Genomic DNA, 17,386 nt, shown 5'->3' with positions numbered 1-17,386 from the left:
AAACAGATCAAATGTTTCTAACGAACCTATCTTTTTGCTCTCTTCATCATGTCAAAGAACGTTGCTCTGGCTTTCCAGAACTCGTGGCAGCGATCGTTTTCGCTACCGTTGTCCCCGATTGGGAGTGCAAAAGTGGGAGGTTTATTTTTAACATGCAAGCAGCAATGGGAAATATTTCTAAATCTTTTTCCCCAGAAACACACAACCGATTGATAACCAAAAATTACCGATCCGTAATTTTTTCAAAGATTTTTGAAGTACTCGATCACATGCATCTTCAAAAGGGCCTCCTGCTTCAAAAGATCGCCCGGAGGCAGGGCCCTTTCGAGCTTGTAATGCGGCCAGCCATCTTTGTCCGTGTACTCGAGACTGTAATAGGAAGACAGGCTTAATGCTTTACATATACCTATATGCATGAGATCCTGCTTCTGTTCCTTGGAAAATCGCTTCGCGCCCTGGCCTAATTCCTGTACACCTATAAGGAAAAGGACGCCGTTCAAATCGGCCGGACGCTTGCCTACCCAGTCTTCCAGCTGCCCGAGCAGGTGTTCCCATTGTACTTCCAGCGGTTGGTCTTCTATATTCATTGTACTCATTAGCTCTGTTCGCGGATGGGCATTGCCCTCTATTAATATAATGAAAGGTGAAATTGTTGCTAGTTAACCAACAATGCATTCCTTATGTTCTGATATGGGAATAATATTTATGGACTTGTACCTGCCTAGAGTGCCGGAGATTGGGGAATGCTTTTGACGGTTTTTCCTAACTTTGGCTTTTGCTATATATTATAAGTAATTGGAAAAGCATACAACTTTGAACCACAACGATTATCTGTCGACCTTGAATGAGCCCCAACGGGAGGCTGTGCTGCATGGAAATGGCCCTTTGATGATCATTGCGGGCGCGGGTTCAGGAAAAACCAGGGTACTTACCTATCGCATTGCGCGGTTGATCGAGACGGGCGTCGACCCGTTCCGGATTTTGTCCCTCACATTTACCAATAAAGCCTCGGGCGAAATGCGTAGCCGGATCGAAGGAGCCGTCGGTACCGAGGCGCGTAATATATGGATGGGTACTTTCCACTCCGTTTTTGCGAAAATCCTCCGCATCGAGGCGCGGTACCTGGGTTATACCAGCGATTTCTCTATATATGATACCGACGATTCGAAGTCATTATTGAGGAGTATCATTAAGGAATATAACCTCGACGACAAAGTTTACAAGGCCAATGTAGTTTTCAACCGGATCTCCGGCGCGAAGAACCGGCTCATTTCCGCGGATGATTACATCAATAATGCGGTGATCCAAGCCGACGACGATGCGGCGAAAATGAAGGAGATCGGCCGACTGTACAAAACCTATGCAACCCGCTGTTTCCAGGCGAATGCGATGGATTTCGACGACCTCCTTTTCAATACCAACGTCCTTTTCCGCGATTTCCCCGACGTATTATATAAGTACCAGCACAAGTTCCAGCATGTAATGGTGGATGAGTTTCAGGATACCAACGTTTCCCAGTACCTCATTACCAGGAAGTTGTCGGCCGTGCATCGCAATATTGTGGTCGTGGGTGACGACGCGCAGAGTATTTACGCATTCCGCGGTGCGAACATCGAGAATATCCTCAATTTCGAAAAGGACTTCCCGGACGTGCGCGTGATCAAATTGGAACAGAATTACCGATCGACCAGCACGATTGTAGAAGCGGCTAATTCGGTGATCGCACGAAACAAATCGCAGCTGGAAAAGAAGACATTTACTTCCAATGAGGAAGGTTCGCTGATCGATGTAATCAAAGCAGGCTCGGATAATGAGGAGGGCCGGTTGGTAGCGACAGCAATTTTTGAGGAGAAAATGCAGAAATCGCTTCGTAACGAGAACTTCGCGATTTTATACCGTACCAATGCACAGTCCCGCTCGTTCGAAGAAGCTTTGCGGAAACTCGGGATTAAGTACCGAATTGTCGGCGGACAGTCTTTTTATCAAAGGAAAGAAATCAAGGATTTGCTGGCTTACCTGCGATTTACAGTGAACCAGCGGGATGAAGAAGCTTTCAAACGGATCATCAATTTACCCAAAAGAGGAATTGGGGATACGACCGTGGCCAAAATTGCGGTAACTGCTTCTGAAAATAATGTGGCGATATGGGATGTCGTAGCAAATATCAATCAATTCGGTACGGGACGCACCATTGCGCCTATTGAAGGGTTCGGGACGCTGATCAAGAGTTTTAAGATTCTGGTGGAAGAGGGCAAAGATGCCTATGAAATTTCCTCCCACATTGCCAAAGCGTCCGGAATCCTGCGGGAATTGTATGAAGACAAGACCGTGGAAGGCCTTTCGCGCTACGAAAACGTGCAGGAATTGCTGAACGGTATTAAAGAATTTGTGGATAGCGATGAGACGGAGGACAAAACGCTCAGTGCATTCCTTCAATCAGTTTCGCTTTTGACCAATGCCGACGAGCCGGACGATAATAACGACCACGACCGCGTGACGATGATGACCATTCACTCGGCTAAGGGACTGGAATTTCGGAATGTATTTATTGTTGGGCTGGAAGAAGACCTTTTCCCGAGCCAGATGATGCTGGAAAGTCGGCAGGATCTGGAAGAAGAAAGAAGGCTTTTCTACGTGGCGATCACGCGCGCGGAAAAGAAATTGTCATTCTCCTATGCCGAGAGCCGCTACCAGTGGGGCCGCCTTAAAATGTGCGAGCCGAGCCGGTTTCTGCTCGAAGTGGATCAGAAGTATTTGAATGTGAACAGGATGGTGCAGAGTGCGCTTGAACGCGACACCACACCTCCCGTAACTACGTTTGCACGCAATCTCGTTCAAAGAAAAACCGAGGCGAGGCCCGTTGCAACCGCTGCTACGAGCCACGTGCCATCAGCCGATTTCGTACCGACCGACACATTCGACCTGGCCGAAGGCGACAAGGTGGAGCATTTGAAATTCGGTTTCGGGGTGGTGACCAAAATGGACGTCAATGGTACCGATAGAAAAGCGACCGTCAAGTTTGACCTTGTCGGTGAAAAAACGCTCCTCCTCAGTTTCGCCAAGTTGCGGGTGCTGAAATAAATGCGGGGAAAGTTGATGAAGTTGTTAAAATTCCAAGCTTTTTTGTAATAAATCTTACCCTAAACTTCACTGATTAAAACCATATATTATGTTTATTGAAAACGATATTCAACAAATAAAGGAGAGAGGAAGCGATTTGAGCGTCGTCGAAGAGCAAGTCCGCTATTTTGAAAAAGGGTTCCCATTTTTGCAATTATCGAAGGCAGCCACAGTCGGCGACGGCATTATCAGGCTTACGGACGATGATATTGCACAGGTAATCAGTGAGTTCGATAAAAGTGCTGCCGAAGGTGAAATTGCACTTTTAAAGTTTGTGCCGGCTTCGGGCGCGGCTACGCGTATGTTCAAATCGCTTTTCGGGTTTTTGCAGGAAGACAAGAAGGACAAATCGGTAGACGAGTTCTTCGCCAAGCTGAAAGATTTCGCATTCTACGAAGATCTGAAAACTTCCCTGGCCGCCGACGGGCACGAAATTGAGTCTGCGGATGAAAAGACCATTGCTTCCTACTTCCTTACCGCCAAGGGTTTAGGTTACGGGGAGTTGCCGAAAGGCCTTTTGAAATTCCATAATTATACCGAACGCTCACGTACGCCACTGGAAGAGCATTTGGTGGAAGGCGCGAAATATGCGAATGCAGGCAGCAATGTGCAGATCCATTTCACGGTTTCTCCTGAGCACCGCGACAAGTTTGAGAAGCTTGTGGTAGAAGTGGTCCCAAGCTACCAGACGCAGTATGGCGTTCGCTACATTGTTTCTTTTTCAGAACAAAAAAGCTCGACTGACACGATCGCGGTGAACCTCGATAACACACCTTTCCGTGAAAAAGATGATTCATTACTGTTCCGTCCGGCAGGCCATGGTGCTTTGCTCGAAAACCTGGCACAGCTCGATGCGGATATTATTTTCATCAAAAACATCGATAATGTAGTTCCGGACCGCATTAAGGATGAAACGATTACCTACAAAAAAGCATTGGCGGGCATCGTTTTGAGATATCAGAAAAAAATCTTCGCCTACCTCGATAAACTGGCAGCAAATGCCGATGCAACATTGTTATCGGAACTCGACGGCTTCTTCCGCAATGAACTTTGCGTGATCCAGCCGGCTGATTTCGAATCGTGGAGCGACGATCAGAAGAAGGCATATTTTGTTGGAAAGCTGGATCGCCCGTTGCGCGCATGCGGGATGGTGAAAAACCAGGGCGAACCGGGTGGCGGACCTTTCTGGGCCGAGAATGCCGACGGATCATCGTCGCTTCAAATCGTGGAATCGGCACAGGTAGATGTTGATAATGCGGATCAGAACAGCATTTTCAAGAATTCAACGCACTTCAATCCGGTAGATCTGGTATGCGCCGTGAAGAACAAAAAGGGTGAATTGTATGACCTGAAAAAATTCCGCGACCCGTTAACCGGCTTTATTACAGGCAAATCCAAAGACGGTAAGGAACTGAAAGCGCAGGAGCTTCCGGGCTTGTGGAACGGCTCGATGGCCGACTGGAACACGCTCTTCGTAGAAGTGCCGCTGATCACCTTCAACCCTGTGAAAACCGTGAACGACCTGCTTCGCGAGCAGCATCAATAGGTTTAAATGCAAACCAAATAAAAAATGGTCGGAAGCAATTCCGACCATTTTTTATTTCAAATGACTTTATCAAATCAAGGTATCGGTAACACTTTGCTTTCTTTGAAAGTCGAAAGGATTACCATTGTTTGCGTGCTGGCGACCTCTTCGATTTCATTGATTTTTTCGAGCATCAGCTTCTGATAAGTGCTGATGTCCTTGGAAATTACACGGAGCAGAAAATCTCCTGTTCCTGTAATGTGATGACATTCAATAACTTCCGGGATTGCGTGAATTTTCTCAACAAATGACTCCGTAACAGCCTTGCGGTGCCCTACCAGCGAAATCTGAACAAAAGTGCTTACGCCCAAACCTACCTTTTCAGGTTCCAGCTGCGCATGGTAGCTTTTGATGATTCCCGACTGTTCCAGTTTTTTCACACGTTCCAGCGTGGGAGCGGGCGAAAGCCCTATTTCTTTGGAAAGTTGAGCGTTGGTTATCTTCGCGTTCGTTTGTAAAATCTCCAGTACTTTGCGGTCTATCTGATCTAACTTAATAATGGCCGACATTTCTCTATGACTAAGGTTTATATGACGTGCCCATTTTGGGGGACCCGCAAAACTAATTAGTTTCCCGAAGATTCTTGTAATATTATACTGAAATTTTGTCTAAAAATAGAATTATCGTGGGTGAAATAGGATTTTAGTATTGAAATATTAGGCCATATTCAATGTAACCTCTTGTCATAACTTGGGTTACACGGCATATGTTTCTATTTTTTCGAGAAAATCCTGATAAGTCCTGGTAATGCCCTCTTCCAGATCGATGGTGTGCTTCCAGCCCAATGCGTGCAGCTTGCTTACGTCCATCAATTTTCGTGGTGTGCCGTCCGGTTTGTCGGTATTCCATTTGATTTCACCTTGGTATCCGACCACTTGCTGGATCATTTCAGCCAGATGCTTAATGGTAACATCCGAACCGACACCGACATTAAGGAAGCCGGCCTCGTTGTAATTCTGCATTAGGAAATAGCAGGCGGCGGCGAGATCGTCGGCATGCAGGAACTCGCGCAAAGGCGATCCGGTGCCCCAGAGCTCTACAAAAGGCTTTCCATCTTCTTTTGCCTCGTGAAATTTGCGGATCATCGCCGGCAGAACGTGCGAATTGTTCAAATCATAATTATCATTCGGTCCATATAAATTAGTAGGCATTACCGAAATGAAGTTGCTGCCATACTGTGACCGGTAAGCTTCGCACATTTTAATGCCCGCAATTTTCGCGATCGCGTAAGGCTCATTGGTCGGTTCCAGCAGGCCGGTAAGCAGTGAATCTTCCTGCAAGGGCTGCGGGGCGAGTTTCGGGTAAATGCAGCTAGAACCGAGGAACATCAGTTTTTTGGCGTCCGTGCGATAGGCACTGTCGATTACATTGTTCTGGATCAGCAAGTTATCGTTCAGGAACTCTGCGCGGTAAATATTGTTTGCCATAATGCCGCCTACTTTGGCAGCGGCCAGAAAGATATATTCCGGACGTTCCGCTTGAAAAAATTCGCGCACGTCAGCCTGGTTACGCAGATCGAGCTCGGATGAAGTTTTGGTAATGATGTTGTTGAATCCTTCTTTTTCCAATTTTCTGAGAATAGCAGATCCAACCATTCCCCTGTGCCCGGCAATATAAATTTTAGCGTTTTTTTCCACGGTGTTTTTTTAAATTTGTCTTGGAAATCAATATAGAAAAAACCAATTCGTTACAAAAGTAACAATCTTGCCCTGAAGAAAAATCCTATATACATGCAAAGAGTAGCACTGTTCTGTGGCTTTTTTACCATCTGTCTCTCGGTTTCCGCTTTTGCGCAGGAAAGTCAGAAGGACGTTCCGGCGCCCTCGTGGCTCCCCAAAGAACAGGTGAAAAAGGATACCGTAACGCGTTCAAATGATCTGAAATCATTTGTTTCGGGCCTGGATCCGGTGGTGGGCGCCTCGGTGCCTGGCGGCAAGAGCAAGTCCACCAACCTCTCCACGTTGTTCGGTGAAACTATCCCCGACCTGGGCCTTCGGGTGAAGGAATATAAGAGCCAGAAGAAGGACCGCAAAGCAAAAAAGGAAAAGGCTCGTCTTGCGAAAGTACAATATCAAGGTATTCCAATGCAGAGCATGTCGGTCAAATATGGCAGCGGCGACCGAGCTACGGTAGAGAATTTCCATGTATTGAAGGAATATAAGCCCATTGACCAGTATGCGCGGGCGACCGAAACGCGCTGGTACGACAAGAAAGCCAGAAAATTGAGCTCTTCTGTTGTGAAGGATAAAGCGCAGTCGCTGCCCTTGCACGGTTCCTATAAAAAATATAGCGGAGAGAACCTGATCGAAGAAGGCTACTATTATATGGGTGTGAAGGATGGGCGCTGGGTGAAATACGATACAAAATACAACCTTGTCGATAAGGCGGTCTGGAACCGCGGATTTCCTGCCGACTCGCGCATTACCTATTACGATTCCGCGCATACGCAGATAAAAGAAGTAATGCCGATCGCATTTGGCGAGGTCGAAGGCGAGTACCTGCAGTTTTACAAGGAAGGCCAGCTTGCTGTGGACGGCAAATACGATTCGGGTAAAAAAGTAGGCCGCTGGGTTGAATATTACCAGTTCCGTCGCCAGCGAAAAAAAGAAATCCAATATCCAAAAACTGCCTGGGACGAAGAGTTCGAAGCATTCATTCTCCGTGAATGGGACGACAAAGGCAAGCTGCTCTACGATTATACCAAAGATCCCCGCGCTTCCGCTGAAGAGGAGGAAACCGAAAATTAGGCAGTGCATGGTTGAAAATCACGGCTCACCTGCTTAATTAGCACGCATGTTTTCATCTTTCCTCCGTTTTGTCAGAGAAAAAAGCTGGCTTGCATGGCTGTTGTGCCTGGTACCCGTTCTGATCTACATTTGGGTATTTAAAGTTATTACATTGAATGTCAATTATGTAGCATTCGATGACATCCTCATTCTCGGCATTATCCCCGAATTTTCGAAGGCCGATCTGGCTGGTAAATGGAAGCTGCTGACGACCCTTTTTCCCGAACACCGGCTGGTATTCTCCCGATCGATAATCCTGTTGTTCGAAAAGACATTCGGTACGGTCAACCTGGTTTGGCCGATGATTGTTGCCAACATTTGCTGGACACTTTGCGCGCTGGTTTTTTACCGCGCATTCAGGCATTTGCGGCTTTCCGTCTGGTATTTTGTACCTGTAATGTGGCTGTGGTTCAATATCCAGTCGTTTGAAAACATCTTCTGGGGTGTAAGCTCACTTTGTAATTTCGGTGTGATCCTTTTTGTGCTTTGCGCACTCTATTTCGCGATTTACAAGCCGGAACGGATCACAGTTTCGTTGCTGTTTGCCACAGCCGCGACATTTACTTACGGCAATGGATTAATGGTGTTCCCGGTTATCGGGCTACTTTTTTTACTGGGAGGCTACCGGAAACAATTTTTCGTCACGCTGGCAACAACGCTGATCATAGCAGTCATTTATTTCATCGACTTCACCCCGATCACCCAAAACCTCGATTTCTCCAATCCGCAACAGGTGAAGGAAGGCTTCTTCGGTTTCTTCGGTTTCATCGGTTCGTGGGCAACGCTTAGCGCTTACAGTGCGCCGACATCAGGATTGTACAGAGCAGTGGCGACAGGAATGCTGATGATCGTCAGTTTGCTGTTTTTATACCGCAAGCAATACATTCCGCTCTGGAATTCAACCAGACTGAAAGGACCATACACCAATCAAACGGCGCTTTTTGCATTAGCCATAGCCATTTTTACCGGCATTACGGCCCTCGCGCTCACGTACAAGCGCATACCCACGGACACCTTCGCGGGTATGTTCAAAGGGCGCTACCGCATGTATTCTACGCTATGGTGCATTGCTTTGTATTTTGGATTTTTGGCTATTGTACAAAATGCGGCCAGAAGAAAATTCGCGCCCGGAATGCTGGTTGTGGCTGTGATCATGAACCTTGTGTTGCTGCACAGCAACTTTGCGGAGGCGGTTAATAACCGTCGCGCGGCCATTGCACAGGAGTTCAATGCGCGGTATAATGCCGATTGGCTGGGTATCCGCATGTTTTCAATGGATCAGCAGCATTACGAAAAGATCCGCTCCTACTACCGTTCGGCCGATCCGCTGGCAGAAAACTGGAACCCGCGGGCAGATTCGGTTTCTTGTGATAGCGTTTATCCACCGGATGAAGTTGGTTTGCTGGGGGATCATATTGTAATAGGTTTCCAGCAGGATTTTTTCAAAGCTGAGAAAGATTACTCGGATGGTGCTTACGTGGTTTTGAAATCAACGGAGCATATATACGCAGCTCAACCGAATCAGGCTTCTGTACCGCTGAAAACGACGCTTCGGCGCGGCATGTATTTCAATAAAGGGATCAATGCCAGTTTTCATACGGCTAATGTCGAGCCGGGCGAATACAAAATTTACCTCTTGGTGCGCAAAAACGGGCACAATACCATTTACTGCACCGGCAAAACCTGGCAGGAAAAGAAATAATCAGTATTTGTCGCGGACGCTTGTCAGAATGCGTTCCACTTCTTTGCGTACTTCGGCGGTGGGCTTGGTGAAATTATTATTCATGAAGCTGAATGCCAGTACTTTTCCTTTTTTGGTAATCAAATAGCCGCTCAGATTGTAGACATTGCTCAGGCTGCCTGTTTTGGCAAAAATGAATGGCGGTTCTTCTTTAAACAGGTTCTTCAAGGTCCCGCTCTTTCCGCCCGCCGGCAGTATTTTGAATAATCTTTCCTGCGGCACTTTTGTATAAATTTTTTGCAGCAAGGCTACCATGGTCCGCGGTGTGAAAAGATTATAGCGGCTCAGTCCGGAACCGTCTTTCCAAACCGGCTTGTCCGGCAAATCGGACAAATGGTGCTCTATGGCATGTGCAATGGCCTTTTCGGTGCTTAATGGCAGTTTGTTGGCAGTTGCGTAGAGCAGCATGAGCTGCTCGGCGAGCATATTATCGCTTACCTGCATCATCCGCGTATAAAGCGAGTCCGAGGGAATGCTATTGACGGTTTGCAAATCGATTTCCAGTGGGATATTGATCAGTTTGATTTCTTTTTTCAATGTATCGCTGAGTAATTGCAGCATTACCTGGTCGGTCATATGTACCGGAATGTCTTTCGTAACAGGTTGTGAGCCTGATAATTTAGCATGATGAAATACATTTTGTAACTCCTCCCTTTCGATCCCCGCAACCGCTGTATCCTGTACCAGCGACTTCTGCCAGAAACGCGGATTGGCCTGATATTGCCCGGCCGTGGTGCTTTTGAAACGCGCAATATTGCCATAAATGGGCATTGCGGTCACTTCCGGCTGATAGTAATCGTTATAGTCGCTCCACGCCCAGCCCGGGCCGAAACGTTTGTTCTCAAAATGGTAGGGGGTAAAAAATATCTGATCTTTGCGACCTTTCAGGAAGTCAAAAACCTTGCTATGCGGCAAATCGAGGTGTAATAGCGAAGGATCGCCGGTGCCGCGGATGATGAGGAGTTCACCCCATTCGAGGTATTCCAGGCCAGGAATGGAGTCGCCGAGAGCTGATAGGCCGGCGTAAAAGCTGAACAGCTTGGTATTGGAAGCGGGGACAAAATATTTATTGTCCTGATAAGATGCCAGCGATTTTTGATCGCCGATACGTGCAATGGAAATGCCGGTATGTTGCTGGCTGAGAACCGCCGAGCGGTCGATTTCACGCTTCAGATAGTGGGAGGCCGAACAGCCCGATAATGCAATGATACTGATAAAGACAAGCAGCGTGCGCATGGAAACGGGTTAAAATGAACTTTAAACAAAGATAATATTTTCGTGTTATTGACAAATTCGTGGGTTAAGATGCAATTACTTTGTAAAATCTGATCACCACATGACAAATCGTATTCCGATGGCTGATATCCGGTCTGTCCTGAAACAATATTGGGGTTACGACGCTTTCCGGCCGTTTCAGGAAGATGCCATCATGGCCGTCCTGAATGGCATGGATACGCTGGTGCTGCTTCCTACCGGGGGCGGGAAATCCATTTGTTTTCAGGTGCCGGTAATGGCTTCCGAAGGCGTTTGCATTGTGGTAACGCCGCTTATTGCGCTCATGAAAGACCAGGTGGAGCAGCTCAAACGCAGGCATATTCCCGCCGCGGCGATCCATTCGGGCATGAGCAAGACGGAGATCGATATTACGCTGGACAACTGCGTGCACGGCAATACCAAATTTCTCTACGTCTCGCCCGAACGCCTGCGTACGGATATCATGATCGCGCGCACGAAGCGTATGAACGTGTGCCTGCTCGCGATCGACGAGGCGCATTGTATTTCGGCCTGGGGCTATGATTTCCGGCCATCTTACCTGCTTATCGCCGAATTCCGGAAGCTTTTGCCGAAAGTCCCGGTGATGGCATTGACCGCCACTGCTACCGAGGAAGTGCGCGCGGACATTCTCGACAAGCTCGAAATGCGCAATGCGAGGGTTTTCAAGCAATCCTTCGCAAGAGCCAACCTCTCCTATTCGGCGTTTCCGGAGGAAAGTAAAGAGCGGAAATTATTACAGATTTTACGTAATGTACAGGGAACGGGGATCGTATACGTTCGAACCAGAAAGCGCACAAAAGACCTCGCCGACTGGCTGAACCGCCAGGGAATTTCGGCTACCAGCTACCATGCGGGACTGCCTTTTAAAGACCGTTCCGACCGGCAAACTGCCTGGATACAGAACCGCATTCGCATTGTAGTAGCCACCAATGCATTCGGAATGGGAATCGATAAGCCGGATGTCCGTGCCGTGATCCATTTCGATTTATCCGATAACCTCGAAGCCTATTACCAGGAAGCCGGGCGTGCGGGAAGGGATGAAAGAAAGGCATATGCGGTGGCTATTTTCAATAAAATCGACCTGGAAGAGCTGATCGACAGCATCGAACGGAAATATCCGCCGGTGGAGATGCTCCGGCGCGTGTACCAGGCTTTGGCCAATTATTATAAGGTGGCGATCGGTTCCGGAGAATTGTCGGGTTATGAATTCGATATCCAGGAATTTGCGGGGATATTCGGCTTGCCGGTAAATGAGACGCATTATGCATTGAAACTGCTTGAAGAAGAGGGTTTTGTGCAGCTCAGCGAGAGCTTCGGGGATTCTTCCAAAATCCATTTCCTGGTCGATAACCGGCAATTGTACGACTTTCAGATACGTTACCAGGAGCTGGATTCGTTTATCAAACTGATCTTGCGAATGTACGGAGGGGAGCTTTTTACAGAATATGTGCGCATTTCCGAAACCGAACTGGCACAGATTCATTTCGCCACCGTACCCGAGGTCCTGAGGAAGCTGAAATTCCTGGCCGAACGCGAAATTATCGATTACGAGCCCAGAAAAGACAAGCCCCAGCTCACATTCCTGACACCGCGCTATGATTCTTCTTTACTGCCGCTGAACGTTTTTGAAATACAAAAGAAAAAGGACCGCGACCTTCAAAAAGCGCAGGCGGTGATCCGCTACGCGTCACATACTAAACGGTGCCGGACTTTGCTTTTACTTGAATATTTTCACGAATTCGATGCGGAGGAATGTGGTGTATGCGATATATGCATTCAAAACCGAAAGAATGACGAGATCCGTGAAGCCGCTTTGGCCGGCCAGATCACCGATTTTTTGAACCGCGAAGGCCCGATGTTGCCTGCGGAACTCAGTCGTGCATTTAAATATCTGGCAGACGACGCGTTTCTAAAAACATTACAAGAATTAATCCAGGAGGAAGCGATCCATTACAACGAACAGGGAATGCTGACCCCGACTAACAAAACTCAACCTTGAAAACCTCATTACTCGCCACAACACTATTTATCCTGACAACCCTGCAATGCGTTGTCGCTCAACAGATTCCCGGCCTGCAATTCAGTAATTACGGCGGCTTGTACCGGTCGACCTACAACCCGTCAGTGCTCGGCGGGCCGAGGCATAAGTTTCAGATCAATGTCCTTACACTCGGCGGGAGCATTAAGTATCGCTATTTCCGTTTCATCGGGGAAAATTCGTTTTTATATCCCATTCTCGCGCCGCATTCTACGAAAGAACTCTACGGTCGCTCGCGCACGATGGGCTCGCTTACCTACAAAGACCCCATATTTCTGACAGGTGAAATCCGCTGGCCTTCGGTGTCTTTTGCATTGGGTAAATACCACGGCGTGGCGGTGCAGTTGCGTACGCGCGGGTTTGTGTTGGGGCGAAATATTCCTTCCGCCATTGATAATCTGTATATGAAAAGGCTGGATACCGGCAGCACACCGCCGCTTTCCGATGAAGCCTGGGGCGATTTCAGTTTGGTACAGCAAAGCTTTTCCGATCTCAGCTTTTCCTACGGCGTACAGTTGCTCGATATGGAAGGGCATAAATTCCGCGCCGGCGTGACGGTGAAACGCGTTTTCGGGGCTCGCGTGGCCTATTTGAGAGGCAATGCGGACCGTTACAGCATTAACCCGGTCAAGAGCAGCGATCCGGACATTAGCCAGTTGGAAATCGATAACCTTACATACGAAAGCGGATACAGCACACCAAACCGGAAGGCGGGCGTAGGCAATCTGTTTGATTCAGGCAAATATGGCTCCGGCTGGGGCTATGACCTTGGTTTTTCCTATGAAATCGGTTCTGTTTGGAAAGGTCGCAAGGAAGTTTACAACGACAGTCCCGATTACCTGGTTCGTTTGGCGGGTTCATTGACGGATGTCGGTTCCGTGAAATACAAAACGGCTGATTCCAGGGTCGTAAGAGGCACGCATAGCGATGTAGTAGTCGGGCAGACGCAGCTGGAAACCATCAGTGATCGTGGGCCGGAAGGTTTTATGAGCCTTTTCCCGGGCGACACCAGTTCCGCATTTGCTCAAAAAGTGAAATTACCCCAGGCGCTCAACCTGGAAGCCGATTTGCAGGTTTTCCACGGCTTCTTTCTGAACCTCTCGCGCACGAGCCGCCTGAAAAGCTCGGGCGGAGGGTCCGGTGGAACGAACTCATTAGATATGTACGTGCCTAATACTTTTATTATAACGCCACGCTTTGAGGATGAGGACTCGGGCCTTTCGTTCCCGATTTCGTTCATTCAGGGTAATAACCGGCCTTCGATTGGCCTCGCAGGGCATTTCGGACCGGTATTCCTGGGTTTTAGCAATGTAAATGGCCTCATGAAAAGCGGCGGCGCACGCGGGAGCATGATGTACATCGGCTTCACCGCGTGGAAAGCAGCTCGTAAAAAAGACAAGGATTGATATGAAAACATCGTCTGCCCTATTCCTTTTAGCAGTTTTCTTCCCACTGATGCTGCTCGGGCAGCACGATCAGCACGCCGGCCACGCTACCACGAGCGACGTGGACCCGCAGCCTTTGCTCGCGCAGGCCATGCGCTTGCAGGAAGCACTTTCGTTTTCAGGCAATGCATTGCAGGCTACCGATGCCGCAAAGCTGAAAGCATTGGAGCGTGGGCCGTTGTCGAAGGAAACCGTCGCGCAAATCCAGTCCATTCTCGATCCCTATTGCCTGAATGTGGTCCATATCAACCCGGAAGGGCGGGTAAAAGTGGACCGCGGGCCTGCAAAGGCGACATTGGTACAGGGTGGCTGGACGGCCTTTCTGGTCAAAATTCACAATGAAGCAGGCATTACCGCCAAATTTGAGGCTACCAGCCCCAATGCATTAAAGCCCTATCACTCCCCATCCTTCGAGCACAGGGTAAAAGAAGAGCATAAGCTGACCGAGGGGCAGGTTGCAAACCGTTTTCTCGATATTCAGATTTATGCGGGAAGGCCGTTGCAGGCCAATCTGTCGGGCTTGAAACTCGAATATGCGGTGGTTCAGGTCTATTCCAAGGATGCGGGCAAACGCGAGGCGGAAATCGGTTATAATGCGGGCCAGGGCTCGCAGGACATTGGTTTCAGGAATGCAACCCATATTTTGTTCGATGTAAAACCTGCGGTAAAGGTCAATTTTGATGTAAAAGACGACGACGGAGCGGCCACTATGGCTTCCTTCGTGATCACCGACGGCCAGGAGCATGCATCCGGCCAATTCAAAGGTATTTACCCGTTACCATCGCGCCGCGTGGCCGCATTCGACGAGTACCCCGATTTCTTTTTCCAACCACAGATTTACCGTAAGAGCGGCGAACACGTGACACTGCCACCGGGCAAATACAAGGTCACGTATACGCGCGGGCCTGAGTACATCCCTCAAACGCAGGAGATTACCGTTCCGGAGGGAAAAGCATCGGTTAATGTTTCGTTTCAATTGAAAAGGTGGATACAGATGTCCAAACTCGGCTGGTTCAGCGCCGATCACCATATTCATGCCGCGGGTTGCAGCCACTACGATAGTCCTACGGAGGGCGTCGACCCGAAAGATATGTTCCGGCAGGTGCTGGGCGAGGATTTAAATATGGCGGCCAATCTGGCCTGGGGGCCCAGCTGGTACCATCAGAAGACATTTTTTACTGCAAAGGATCACCCGCTTTCGGGCAAGAAAACGATCATGCGCAATGATGTGGAGGTTTCAGGCTTTCCGTCCTCGCATGCGGGGCATATTGTTTTGTTGAGGATTAAAGAAGATGATTACCCCGGTACCACCACCATCGAACAATGGCCCAGCTGGACGGCGCCGGTGCTCTCCTGGGCTAAAAAGCAGGGCGGCGTGGTGGGTTATGCGCATTCGGGCTGGGGATTGGAACCGATGGAGCCTACTACCAGGCTACCAAACTACATTACTCCCAAAATGGACGGGATCGGCGCCGTTGAATACATAGTAACGGTTACCGACGGCCTCGTCGACTTTTTCAGCGCGGGTGACACTCCCGCACCGTGGGAACTCAATATGTATTACCACACGCTCAATTGTGGCTTTAAAACGCGTCTGAGCGGAGAAACCGACTTCCCATGCATTACGGACGCGCGCGTAGGCCAGGCGCGAAGTTATTTCAAACCAAAAAATACGATGGATTACGATGGATATGTAGAGGCCCTGCAATTGGGCAGAAGCTACGTATCCGATGGTAAATCGCACATTATGGATTTTAAAGTCGATGGCGTGGAGGCGGGTACCGGCGAAAGCGAATTGGCGTTGAAATCGCCGGGTACTGTAAAGGTGACAGCCAAACTGGCCGCTTACCTGCCCGAAAAGCAAGATAACGCCGGTAAAACCATCGCGCGATCTCCGATTACCGAGAAGCCGTATTGGGATATAGAACGGTCGCGGATCGGACAATCCCGGGCCGTGCGTGCGGAGCTGATATTCAATGGGGTTCCGGTCGATACCGTTGAGGTACAGGCAGATGGAAAGTTGGCAGACATCAGTTTTTCTCCCAAAATCACCCAATCAGGCTGGCTGGCGGTACGCGTTTATCCCAGCTCACATTCGAACCCGGTTTCTGTAAAAATCAATAACCAACCTATTCTCGAGAAACAGAGTGCGGAATGGTGCCTTGCAGCTTTGGAACAATGCTGGAAAATGAAGGAGCCGAATATCCGTACAGAAGAGCGTAGTGGGGCCGCTGAGGCTTACGAAAAGGCGCGCAAAGTGTATCGGAGGCTCATCGCCACGGGAGGTAAGTAAATGCACTTGGGCAAGCAAGTAAGGTCCTATTCAGGCGTTGTTTCAGCCTTTTTCGAGCGGAATAGTCCTCCTATCCGGCTGAACATCCGTTTTTCAAACTCCCAGAAGAATGTGAATTTACCCCAGATCCAGCCCCAAGCCAGCAAAATGACCTGGTAGAGCGGCAGAATGATGAGGATATTGACTGTCCAGCGCAGCCACGCGGGCGAGCTTTCCGTGAGCCCGATCAGGTCGAAAAGCCAGCGTTTGACGTAGAGGACCGAAAAACCGGTACAGGCAAAAACGACCAGAATGATGAGTACATCCCACCCATTCCGAACGTTCCAGCGCTGTTTCAGTTTTTCGATCATCGGATATTATTCGTGAAAGAAATCCAGGTGTTCGGGTTTGATCACCTCTTTATCCAAAGTTAAGAATTCTTCCCAAAAAGGATCGTCAGGAACGCCTGCGCGGCAGATAACGGGCTCTTTTTTAACGGGATGCTCGAAATACAGCCTGCGTGCGTGCAGGTTAATGCTGCCGTCGGGATTGCCTTTGGGATACCCGTATTTGACATCCCCGCGGATCGGGCAGTTCATCGACGCCAGCTGCACACGGATTTGGTGCGGCCTGCCGGTAACCGGCATTACTTCCAGCAAATGGAATTTATTGATCTCCCCGACCCAGCGATACGAAAGTTCCGCGCGCTGTGAGCCGGGCACTTCTTCGTCGTGTGCCGTGGTGACATTGCGGGCTTCATTTTTGGTTAGCCAATGCACGAGTTTGCCTTTCTTTTCGGCAGGTTTGTTTTTCACAACTGCCCAATATGTCTTCTGAACGTCGCGCTTGCGGAATATCTCGTTCATGCGTTCGAGCGCCTTAGACGTGCGTGCGAATACGACGAGCCCGCTTACAGGGCGATCAAGGCGGTGTACGGTGCCGAGAAACACGGCCCCCGGCTTGTTGTACTCCTCCCTAATATAGTCTTTGACCATATCGAGCAGGCACGTATCGCCGGTAACATCGGCCTGAACCAGGATGCCCGGCTCCTTATTGACGATGATCAGGTGATTATCTTCGTAAACAACCCGAAAAGGTTTTTTAGCCATATTATTAGTTTAATA

Annotated in this window: 13 protein-coding genes; 7 read left to right on the top strand and 6 right to left on the bottom strand. The window is 48.9% G+C overall.

Going from position 1 to position 17,386, the window contains the following annotated elements; genetic code table 11:
- Window positions 1-242: 242 nt before the first annotated feature.
- Window positions 243-587 carry a hypothetical protein gene (locus BMW93_RS33920; protein WP_090387073.1) on the bottom strand — a complete coding sequence of 115 codons (345 nt, stop codon included), beginning with the start codon at window positions 585-587 and terminating at the stop codon, window positions 243-245.
- A gap of 208 nt (window positions 588-795) precedes the next feature.
- On the opposite strand from BMW93_RS33920, the gene BMW93_RS33915 reads away from it, so the two are divergent.
- Complete coding sequence (locus BMW93_RS33915) at window positions 796-3,081, top strand: ATP-dependent helicase (RefSeq protein ID WP_229241117.1); 2,286 nt, start codon at window positions 796-798, stop codon at window positions 3,079-3,081.
- 88 nt (window positions 3,082-3,169) lie between these two features.
- Window positions 3,170-4,666 carry a DUF4301 family protein gene (locus tag BMW93_RS33910; protein ID WP_090387069.1) on the top strand — a complete coding sequence of 499 codons (1,497 nt, stop codon included), beginning with the start codon at window positions 3,170-3,172 and terminating at the stop codon, window positions 4,664-4,666.
- A gap of 74 nt (window positions 4,667-4,740) precedes the next feature.
- Here the strand turns inward: BMW93_RS33910 and BMW93_RS33905 are convergent, their stop codons facing one another.
- Window positions 4,741-5,214, bottom strand: a complete 474-nt coding sequence (locus BMW93_RS33905; RefSeq protein WP_015813234.1) for an Lrp/AsnC family transcriptional regulator — start codon at window positions 5,212-5,214, stop codon at window positions 4,741-4,743.
- A 186-nt stretch (window positions 5,215-5,400) separates the two neighbouring features.
- Window positions 5,401-6,342 (bottom strand): GDP-L-fucose synthase, encoded by a 942-nt coding sequence (locus BMW93_RS33900; RefSeq protein WP_090387068.1) that lies wholly within the window; start codon window positions 6,340-6,342, stop codon window positions 5,401-5,403.
- A 93-nt stretch (window positions 6,343-6,435) separates the two neighbouring features.
- Between BMW93_RS33900 and BMW93_RS33895 the strand changes: the two genes are divergently transcribed.
- A complete protein-coding gene (locus tag BMW93_RS33895; protein WP_090387066.1) occupies window positions 6,436-7,452 on the top strand; it encodes a toxin-antitoxin system YwqK family antitoxin in 1,017 nt (338 codons plus the stop codon).
- A gap of 46 nt (window positions 7,453-7,498) precedes the next feature.
- Complete coding sequence (locus BMW93_RS33890) at window positions 7,499-9,193, top strand: hypothetical protein (RefSeq protein ID WP_090387064.1); 1,695 nt, start codon at window positions 7,499-7,501, stop codon at window positions 9,191-9,193.
- On the opposite strand, the gene dacB is transcribed toward BMW93_RS33890, so the two are convergent.
- Window positions 9,194-10,468 carry a D-alanyl-D-alanine carboxypeptidase/D-alanyl-D-alanine-endopeptidase gene (gene dacB, locus BMW93_RS33885; protein ID WP_090387062.1) on the bottom strand — a complete coding sequence of 425 codons (1,275 nt, stop codon included), beginning with the start codon at window positions 10,466-10,468 and terminating at the stop codon, window positions 9,194-9,196.
- A gap of 118 nt (window positions 10,469-10,586) precedes the next feature.
- Here dacB and BMW93_RS33880 point away from each other — a divergent pair, with 118 nt between their 5' ends.
- The 3 genes from BMW93_RS33880 to BMW93_RS33870 are packed head-to-tail and all read left to right on the top strand — an operon-like array spanning window position 10,587 to window position 16,283.
- On the top strand, window positions 10,587-12,506 hold the full coding sequence (locus BMW93_RS33880; RefSeq protein ID WP_090387060.1) for an ATP-dependent DNA helicase RecQ: 1,920 nt from the start codon (window positions 10,587-10,589) through the stop codon (window positions 12,504-12,506).
- Window positions 12,503-13,951, top strand: a complete 1,449-nt coding sequence (locus BMW93_RS33875; protein ID WP_090387058.1) for a DUF5723 family protein — start codon at window positions 12,503-12,505, stop codon at window positions 13,949-13,951. The genes BMW93_RS33880 and BMW93_RS33875 overlap by 4 nt, the downstream gene beginning before the upstream one ends.
- Window position 13,952: 1 nt before the next feature.
- The gene (locus BMW93_RS33870) at window positions 13,953-16,283 is read left to right on the top strand and encodes a CehA/McbA family metallohydrolase (RefSeq protein WP_229241115.1); all 2,331 of its coding nucleotides are present in this window, start codon (window positions 13,953-13,955) and stop codon (window positions 16,281-16,283) included.
- A gap of 26 nt (window positions 16,284-16,309) precedes the next feature.
- On the opposite strand, the gene BMW93_RS33865 is transcribed toward BMW93_RS33870, so the two are convergent.
- On the bottom strand, window positions 16,310-16,633 hold the full coding sequence (locus BMW93_RS33865) for a DUF6787 family protein (protein WP_090387055.1): 324 nt from the start codon (window positions 16,631-16,633) through the stop codon (window positions 16,310-16,312).
- A 6-nt stretch (window positions 16,634-16,639) separates the two neighbouring features.
- On the bottom strand, window positions 16,640-17,371 hold the full coding sequence (locus BMW93_RS33860) for an RluA family pseudouridine synthase (RefSeq protein WP_090387053.1): 732 nt from the start codon (window positions 17,369-17,371) through the stop codon (window positions 16,640-16,642).
- Between the last annotated feature and the right edge of the window lie 15 nt (window positions 17,372-17,386).

This window comes from Dyadobacter sp. SG02 (assembly GCF_900109045.1).
GTDB lineage: Bacteria > Bacteroidota > Bacteroidia > Cytophagales > Spirosomataceae > Dyadobacter.
The sequence above is the reverse complement of the archived record's forward strand: the minus strand, read 5'-3'. Positions and strand labels throughout refer to the sequence as shown.

What these genes read in the sequence shown, in the direction of transcription:
- BMW93_RS33920 (WP_090387073.1), bottom strand. Translation starts at nt 587, where the DNA reads ATGAATATAGAAGACCAACCGCTGGAAGTACAATGGGAACACCTGCTC.
- BMW93_RS33910 (WP_090387069.1), top strand. Translation starts at nt 3,170, where the DNA reads ATGTTTATTGAAAACGATATTCAACAAATAAAGGAGAGAGGAAGCGAT.
- BMW93_RS33905 (WP_015813234.1), bottom strand. Translation starts at nt 5,214, where the DNA reads ATGTCGGCCATTATTAAGTTAGATCAGATAGACCGCAAAGTACTGGAG.
- BMW93_RS33895 (WP_090387066.1), top strand. Translation starts at nt 6,436, where the DNA reads ATGCAAAGAGTAGCACTGTTCTGTGGCTTTTTTACCATCTGTCTCTCG.
- BMW93_RS33890 (WP_090387064.1), top strand. Translation starts at nt 7,499, where the DNA reads ATGTTTTCATCTTTCCTCCGTTTTGTCAGAGAAAAAAGCTGGCTTGCA.
- dacB (WP_090387062.1), bottom strand. Translation starts at nt 10,468, where the DNA reads ATGCGCACGCTGCTTGTCTTTATCAGTATCATTGCATTATCGGGCTGT.
- BMW93_RS33880 (WP_090387060.1), top strand. Translation starts at nt 10,587, where the DNA reads ATGGCTGATATCCGGTCTGTCCTGAAACAATATTGGGGTTACGACGCT.
- BMW93_RS33870 (WP_229241115.1), top strand. Translation starts at nt 13,953, where the DNA reads ATGAAAACATCGTCTGCCCTATTCCTTTTAGCAGTTTTCTTCCCACTG.
- BMW93_RS33865 (WP_090387055.1), bottom strand. Translation starts at nt 16,633, where the DNA reads ATGATCGAAAAACTGAAACAGCGCTGGAACGTTCGGAATGGGTGGGAT.
- BMW93_RS33860 (WP_090387053.1), bottom strand. Translation starts at nt 17,371, where the DNA reads ATGGCTAAAAAACCTTTTCGGGTTGTTTACGAAGATAATCACCTGATC.